This window comes from Limosilactobacillus avistercoris, from assembly GCF_014836425.1.
In the GTDB taxonomy this organism is placed as follows: domain Bacteria; phylum Bacillota; class Bacilli; order Lactobacillales; family Lactobacillaceae; genus Limosilactobacillus; species Limosilactobacillus agrestimuris.
The window spans coordinates 116,609-123,914 of record NZ_JACSQW010000004.1 but is presented as its reverse complement, the minus strand read 5'-3'; the positions used below and the strand labels follow the sequence as shown (position 1 = coordinate 123,914).

General features: G+C 37.4%; 5 protein-coding genes and 2 pseudogenes. 5 read left to right on the top strand and 2 right to left on the bottom strand.

Annotated features, from left to right (window positions below):
* Positions 1 to 83 precede the first annotated feature (83 nt).
* Positions 84 to 824 carry an amino acid ABC transporter ATP-binding protein gene (locus H9564_RS02710; RefSeq protein WP_318241064.1) on the bottom strand — a complete coding sequence of 247 codons (741 nt, stop codon included), beginning with the start codon at positions 822 to 824 and terminating at the stop codon, positions 84 to 86.
* Positions 814 to 2,322 carry an ABC transporter substrate-binding protein/permease gene (locus tag H9564_RS02705; protein ID WP_191684010.1) on the bottom strand — a complete coding sequence of 503 codons (1,509 nt, stop codon included), beginning with the start codon at positions 2,320 to 2,322 and terminating at the stop codon, positions 814 to 816. Before H9564_RS02705 ends, H9564_RS02710 begins: the two co-directional genes overlap by 11 nt.
* A gap of 318 nt (positions 2,323 to 2,640) precedes the next feature.
* Between H9564_RS02705 and rpsU the strand changes: the two genes are divergently transcribed.
* The 5 genes and pseudogenes from rpsU (at position 2,641) to argH (ending at position 7,225) form a co-directional block, all read left to right on the top strand.
* Positions 2,641 to 2,829: a 30S ribosomal protein S21 gene (gene rpsU, locus H9564_RS02700; RefSeq protein ID WP_003716981.1), complete on the top strand. Its 189-nt coding sequence runs from the start codon at positions 2,641 to 2,643 to the stop codon at positions 2,827 to 2,829.
* A gap of 67 nt (positions 2,830 to 2,896) precedes the next feature.
* Entirely contained in the window at positions 2,897 to 3,343 is a 447-nt protein-coding gene (locus tag H9564_RS02695) for a GatB/YqeY domain-containing protein (protein WP_191684009.1), read from the top strand.
* Positions 3,344 to 3,443: 100 nt separating this feature from the next.
* Positions 3,444 to 4,421: a choloylglycine hydrolase gene (gene bsh / locus H9564_RS02690; RefSeq protein ID WP_191684008.1), complete on the top strand. Its 978-nt coding sequence runs from the start codon at positions 3,444 to 3,446 to the stop codon at positions 4,419 to 4,421.
* Positions 4,422 to 4,600: 179 nt separating this feature from the next.
* Positions 4,601 to 5,852, top strand: a pseudogene (locus H9564_RS02685) (argininosuccinate synthase).
* Positions 5,842 to 7,225 (top strand): annotated as a pseudogene (gene argH / locus H9564_RS02680) (argininosuccinate lyase). The pseudogenes H9564_RS02685 and argH overlap by 11 nt, the downstream one beginning before the upstream one ends.
* The last annotated feature ends 81 nt before the right edge of the window (positions 7,226 to 7,306 follow it).

Here is a 7,306-nt window from a genome sequence, read left to right as displayed (position 1 = left end):
TTTGATTAAATCAAAAATCATAGTTCGCATTTTCTTAGTTAGAAGCTAGAAAATAATAGTTAATTCCCAGCCTCTTTTTCTAGCTATTTTAAAATTTTCTTGAGGAATTCTTTTGCCCGATCACTCTTTGGGTGGGCAAAGAATTCGTCTGGAGTACCTGTTTCCTGGATATAACCGTCAGCCATAAACCAAATTTGGTCTGCAACTTCATGAGCAAATCCCATTTCATGAGTAACTACAACCATCGTCATTCCGGAATCAGCAAGATCGTGCATTACAGTTAATACTTCCTCAACCATTTCTGGATCAAGGGCACTTGTTGGTTCATCAAATAACATCACTTCAGGATTCATTGCGAGAGCTCTCGCAATGGCGACCCGTTGTTTTTGTCCCCCAGATAACTGGGTTGGGTATTGTTGAGCTTTATCGGCAAGACCAACTTTAGTTAATAGTTTCATTGCTGTTGCTGTCGCTTCATCTTCTGGAACATGCTTAACCTTCATCGGAGCTAGCTTAATGTTTTCGATGACGTTCATATTTGGAAAAAGATTAAAGCCTTGGAAAACCATTCCCATTTTTTCTCGTAGTTGATCGAGCTTTTTATCATTAAGACCAGTTAATTGTTGCCCTTCAAAGAGGACTTTTCCGCTCGTCGGTTGCTCTAAGGCATTCAAGCAACGCAAGAAGGTACTTTTTCCGGCACCTGATGGACCAATTACACAAATTACCTGGCCCTTATCAACATGTTCGGTAATATCTTTAAGGACAATATTATTCTTGAATTTCTTTTGTAATTTTTGAACTTCGATCATTTTAGTGGGCATGTTTCATTCTCCCTTCAAAGTAAAGCAGAATTCTGGAAAGCGTAAACGTTAATACAAAGTAGATCATCATGGTAATGAAGAGGGGAAGAACTCCCTTGTAGGTAGCAGATTGAACTAATTGTGTTTGGAACATTAATTCGGTTACCCCAATGACAGAAACAAGGGAACTATCCTTCAATAGGGTGATTAATTCATTACCAAGAGCTGGCCAGATGTTTTTAAGCGCTTGGGGCATGACAACATAACGGAAGGTTTCGTTTTTGCTCATCCCAAGGCTCCGTGCAGCTTCTGTTTGACCAACTGGAATTGATTGAATTCCTGAACGGATAATTTCAGCAACATAGGCCCCTGAGTTTAGTGAGACGGCAATGATCCCGGCGAGTAGTGCAGGAAGGGATTGGATTATTGCACCAATACCAAAATAAACGAACATAATTTGAACCATCATTGGTGTTCCCCGTAAGAATTCAATATAGCAAACTGCAATTGAATGGAGAATCTTATTCTTTGATAGACGCATTAGGGCAAAGATTGTTCCTAAAAGGAAACCAAAGAAGACGGAAACGATAGTAATAATTAATGTATAGCCGAGCCCCTTTGCAAAGTAGCGCCAGTAGCTAAGAACAGTGTTTTGCTTTTTATAGCTCTTCATGTATTGTGATGCTTCAGGGATCCATTTTTTGTTGATTAGGTCTTCTTGGTTAACCTTTTTAATAGTTTGGTTGGCAGCATTCATTAGTGAAGTATCCCCCTTTGGAAAGGCAAGGGCAATTCCTCCTGCGGTAACCGGTAACTTTGAATTAAAGGCATACAAATTAGAGTTATTTGCCGCGTAAGCTTTGGCGGTAGCAGCATCCATCAATACCCCATCATACTTATGAGATTGTAAACCGATTACAAGGGAAGATAGCTTGGTTAATCCCTTACCATTTGCTTGTGGCATATCCTTAGAAATCATAGTTGATTGGAGGGTACCGTTTTGTGCACCAACCGTTTTTCCATTAAAACTTTTGGCACTAACTAATTTATCTTTATCACTCTTATTAATTAGGAAGTAGCTGTCGCCAGAGTAATAGGTATCGGAGAAGTCAACGCTCTTTTTCCGTTCGTTAGTAATATTCATTCCGGAAGCAATAACATCAATTTTTCCGGTTTCAAGAGCAACCAATAGGGAGTCAAAGTCCATATTTTTAATTACTAATTTAACGCCAATGTCTTTAGCAAATTGCTTGACGAGTGATACTTCAAATCCAACATACTTTGTTTTTCCATGTTCTTTTGTGGTGAATTCGTATGGAGGATAATCGGCACTCATCCCGACGACTAACGTTCCCTTTTGCTTGATTTTTTGCAGCGAATCATTTTCGGCTACTTGAGCAGAGTTAGTAGAAGAACTTGAACTACTACTACTTTCGGTAGCTGCTAAAGCTGATACCGGTACACATAGTATCGGGAATGTAATGATTATCAGCATTAGTAAATGTTTGAAATATTTCATAATCAATAACTCCTTCAATCTAGAAAATAAATACGTTGATGAGTAATATACTCTAAAATGATTAAATATGCAATATATATTTAAAATTAGGCGTAATTTATTCAAATAAAATGAATAAATGGTGTGATCTTTGAATAAAAGGTAATATAGATATAAATTGTAATTTGATTTCTAAATATAGGAGCAAAAAGTTATCTTAATAATTTTAAAAGATTTATTGACACTCAGAATCTAATTAGTTACAATTGCATTTGTAGTGAAGGAGCGGGGTTATATCGCTCTAATACGTAACTTTAAGCTCGGAGGGAGGGAATCAACATGTCAAAAACAGTCGTTCGTAAGAATGAATCTTTGGATGACGCTCTTCGACGCTTTAAACGTACAGTTTCACGCAACGGAACTTTGCAAGAATACCGTAAACGCGAATTCTACGAAAAGCCAAGTGTAAAACGTAAGTTGAAATCTGAAGCGGCACGGAAGCGTAAGAACAAGCGCCGTCGTTACTAATTTATTTGCTCCTACCTTTTCCTGATGGTGGGAGCTTTTTTAGTTTTCAAGAAGGGAAGAATTTGAAATGAGTTTATTACAAGATTTAACTTCTGATATGGTTTCTGCTATGAAAAACCGTGATAAGGAAACTCTTGGTGTGGTGCGGATGCTTAAAGCTGCAGTACAAAATGAACAAATTGAACAAGGTCATGATTTGACTCCTGATGAAGAGGTAGCTGTAATGGCACGTGAATATAAGCAGCGTAAGGAATCACTCGATGAATTTAAGCAAGCTGGGCGTCAGGATCTTGTTGAAAAAACAGAAGCTGAGATGAAAGTTGTTGAAAAGTATATGCCACAACAACTTTCAGAAGACGATGTTAAAAAAATTGTTGATGAAACAATTGAACAAGTTGGTGCTTCAAGTATGAAGGATTTTGGTAAGGTAATGGGCGCTGTTATGCCAAAGGTCAAGGGTCAAGCTGATGGTAAGCTAGTTAACCAAACAGTTAAGAGCGAATTGAATAAATAATTTATTTAATTGCTAAAAACTTGAGAATAAGTGGATAGCGTATTATTTATCTATTACAAGTAGGTTAAGTAATGCGTTATTTTCTAGGAGGTTTACCGTTATGTGTACATCAATTATTTATACGGCTGGCGATAGTTACTTTGGTCGTAATTTGGATTTAGAAATTTCTTTTGGTGAAGAAGTTGTTGTTACTCCTCGTGACTACGAGTTTAAATTTCGGAAGATGAAGTCATTAAGTCATCATTATGCGATTACCGGGATGGCAACTGTTCAAGATGGTTATCCATTATACTTTGATGGTGCTAACGAAGAAGGATTGGGAATGGCTGGATTGAACTTTGATGGTCCTTGTCATTATTTCCCAGAAGATTCAGAAAAAGATAATGTTACGCCGTTTGAATTTATCCCGTATGTTCTTGGCCAATGCAAAAATGTTAGTGAAGCCAAGGAAATGATTAAGAATCTAAACTTGGTTAATATTAATTTCTCAGAGAAATTCCCATTGTCACCACTTCATTGGCTGATTGCTGATAAATCTGGTGATTCGATTGTGGTTGAATCAACCAAGAAGGGCTTAAATGTTTACGATAACCCAGTTGGAGTCTTAACAAATAATCCTGAATTCCCACAACAACTTAATAATTTGAGTAACTATCAAAGCGTTTCACCAGCTCAACCAACCAATACAATCGCACCAGGTGCAAAGCTTGAATTGTATAGTCGTGGTTTAGGAACACATATGCTTCCAGGTGGGATGGATTCTGAGAGTCGGTTTGTTAAGGAAACCTTTACTAAAATGCATGCACCAAAAGGCAAAGATGAATTGGAAAATATTACTAATTATTTCCACCTTCTTCATGCCGTTGAACAACAAAAGGGGCTTGACGAAGTAGCACCGAACACTTTTGAATACACAATCTATTCAGATGGTGTTGACCTTACAACAGGAACCTTCTATTACACAACTTATGAAAATAACCAAATTAACGCTGTTAAGCTCGATCAAAGCAAGCTTGACAGTAGCGAATTGCTTACTTATCCTCTACAAACTAAACAAACAATTCACTATCAGGCTTAAAAATTAATGTCGTCAATGTATATGAAAGTATATTACTGACGGCATTTTTTATTTATCCTTTAATTCATGATTTATGCTAAAAAAATGTATATTTTTTCTTAAATGCTAATTTTATGTTGATTTAAATTAATATAGGACGTATATTTATAAGAAATATCAAATGGATGGAGGATAATTAAATGAAAAAAGAAAAAATTGTATTAGCATATTCTGGCGGTCTAGACACGTCTGTAGCGATTGCTTGGCTTAAAGATAAGGTATGACGTAATTGCATGTTGTATCGATGTTGGTGAAGGAAAAAATTTAGATGCAATTCAAAAGAAGGGTGAGCAGGTTGGTGCTTGGAAGTCAGTAGTAATTGATGCTAAGCATGAATTTGCGGAACAATTTGTTCTTCCAGCTCTTCAAGCTCATGCAATGTATGAACAAAAGTATCCACTTGTTTCAGCATTATCCCGTCCATTAATCGTTCAAAAGTTAGTTGCTGTTGCTCACGAATATGGCGCAATTGCAATTGCCCATGGTTGTACCGGTAAGGGGAACGATCAAGTTCGTTTTGAAGCCGGTATTCATGCCTTGGCACCCGAAATGAAGATCGAAGATCCAATTCGTGACTGGCACTGGTCCCGGGAGGAAGAAATTCAATATGCTAAGGATCATGGAATTCCAGTTCCGATTACTAAAGCTAGTCCGTATTCAATTGATGAGAACCTTTGGGGACGAGCTAATGAATGTGGAATTTTAGAAGATCCTTGGGCTTCTGCTCCTGCCGATGCCTATGATCGGACAGTGGCAATTGAAGATGCACCCGATGAACCAACGACTATTCAAATTAGTTTTAATGAAGGTGTTCCGACCGCAATTGATGGTCAAAAAATGCCTCTTGATGAACTAATTATGAAACTCGATAAGTTAACAGGAAATCATGGAATAGGTCGAATTGACCATGTTGAAAATCGGCTTGTTGGTATTAAATCCCGGGAAATTTATGAATGCCCAGCTGCAACCGTTTTATTAGCGGCACATAAAGATCTTGAAGATCTAACTCAAGAACGTGAGCTTGCTCATTTTAAGCCAATCGTCGAGCAAAAGATGAGTGAAATTATTTATAATGGCCTTTGGTACTCTCCGTTAATGAAATCCCTAGTTGCTTTTATTGAACAGTCACAAACTATTGTTAATGGTGTTGTCCGGGTAAAGTTATTTAAAGGAAACGTAATTTGTGAAGGACGGAAGTCACCAAATTCACTTTATGATAAGAACTTGGCAACTTATACTTCTGCTGATGAGTTCGATCAAGAAGCAGCTACTGGCTTTATTAAACTTTGGGAACTTCCAGATAAAGTTTATGCTCAAGTTCAACAGAAGGCATTTGCTAATAAGAATAAGTCACTTGAGTCTAAGAAGGGTGTGACTATCCATGCCGATTAAACGGATGTGGAGCGGTCGCTTTGAAAAGACTGGAGATAGTTTTGTTAACCAGTTTGGTGCTTCAATTGGCTTTGATCAGGAAATGGCGAAGGAAGATATTTATGGTTCTTTGGCTCACGTGAAGATGCTTAAAGCAACCAAAATCCTTTCTGCAAAAGATGCGGATCAAATTATCGCTGGCTTAGAACAACTGGATCATCGTTTAGAAACAGAAGGGCTCCCCTTTTCCGTTGAGAACGAAGATATCCATATGAATATTGAAGCGTTGTTAACTGAAGAAATTGGACCGGTTGCTGGAAAACTTCATACAGGAAGGAGCCGGAATGATCAAGTAGCGACAGATCTCCATCTTTACGTTAATGAACAATTACCAAAAGTAATAGAAGTATTAAAACAGTTACAGATTGAATTAGTAACTAAGGCGGAGGAAAATGTGGAAACAATTATGCCAGGGTATACTCATATGCAACATGCACAACCAATTTCATATGGTCATTACTTGATGGCATATTTTCAAATGTTTCAACGAGATGTGGAACGATTTGAATTTAATAAGAAGCATACTAGTATTTCACCACTTGGCGCTGCAGCTTTGGCCGGAACAACCTTTCCAATTGATCGACAAATGAGTAGTAATCTTCTTGGCTTTAATAAGCCGTACGATAATTCATTAGATGCGGTTGCAGATCGTGATTTTGTTCTTGAATTTTTAAGCAATGCCAGTATTCTTATGATGCATCTTTCCCGTTTATGCGAGGAAATTATTTATTGGTGTAGCTATGAATTTAACTATATTGAACTTTCAGATAAATACTCAACGGGAAGTTCAATCATGCCGCAAAAGAAAAACCCTGACATGGCCGAACTAATACGGGGGAAGACTGGAAGAGTATATGGCGACTTGCTTGGGTTGTTAACTACTATGAAAGGATTGCCACTTGCCTATAATAAGGATATGCAAGAAGATAAAGAAGGAATTTTTGATGCAGTTAAAACGATTATTCCTTCAGTAAAAATTATGGCAGGAATGATTAAAACAATGCATGTCCATAAGGCACGGATGGAACATGCAACTCACAATGATTTTTTCGAATGCCACCGAGTTAGCTGATTATTTAGCGACAAAGGGGATCCCTTTCCGTCAGGCACATGAAATAGTAGGTAAGCTTGTTTTGAAAGGATTAAAGACTGGTACAAACTTAAGTGATATTTCACTTGCCGATTACCAAAAGATTAATCCGCAAATTGATGCTACCGTTTACGAATGTTTAAAACCTAGGGTTGCGGTTGAACGACGGCGATCCAAAGGAGGAACTAGTTTTACACAAGTTCGGCACCAAATAAAAGAAGCAAAAAAGACCTTAGAAGAATAAAACAATTGGACTTTAGTACTCTAGTTAGTATTAAAGTCCATTTTATTTGCAAATATAGTAGAGAGTCTTATACTAAAAATC

Coding starts and splice junctions, on each gene's coding strand:
- H9564_RS02710 (WP_318241064.1), bottom strand. CDS start 824: ATGCCCACTAAAATGATCGAAGTTCAAAAATTACAAAAGAAATTCAAG.
- H9564_RS02705 (WP_191684010.1), bottom strand. CDS start 2,322: ATGAAATATTTCAAACATTTACTAATGCTGATAATCATTACATTCCCG.
- rpsU (WP_003716981.1), top strand. CDS start 2,641: ATGTCAAAAACAGTCGTTCGTAAGAATGAATCTTTGGATGACGCTCTT.
- H9564_RS02695 (WP_191684009.1), top strand. CDS start 2,897: ATGAGTTTATTACAAGATTTAACTTCTGATATGGTTTCTGCTATGAAA.
- bsh (WP_191684008.1), top strand. CDS start 3,444: ATGTGTACATCAATTATTTATACGGCTGGCGATAGTTACTTTGGTCGT.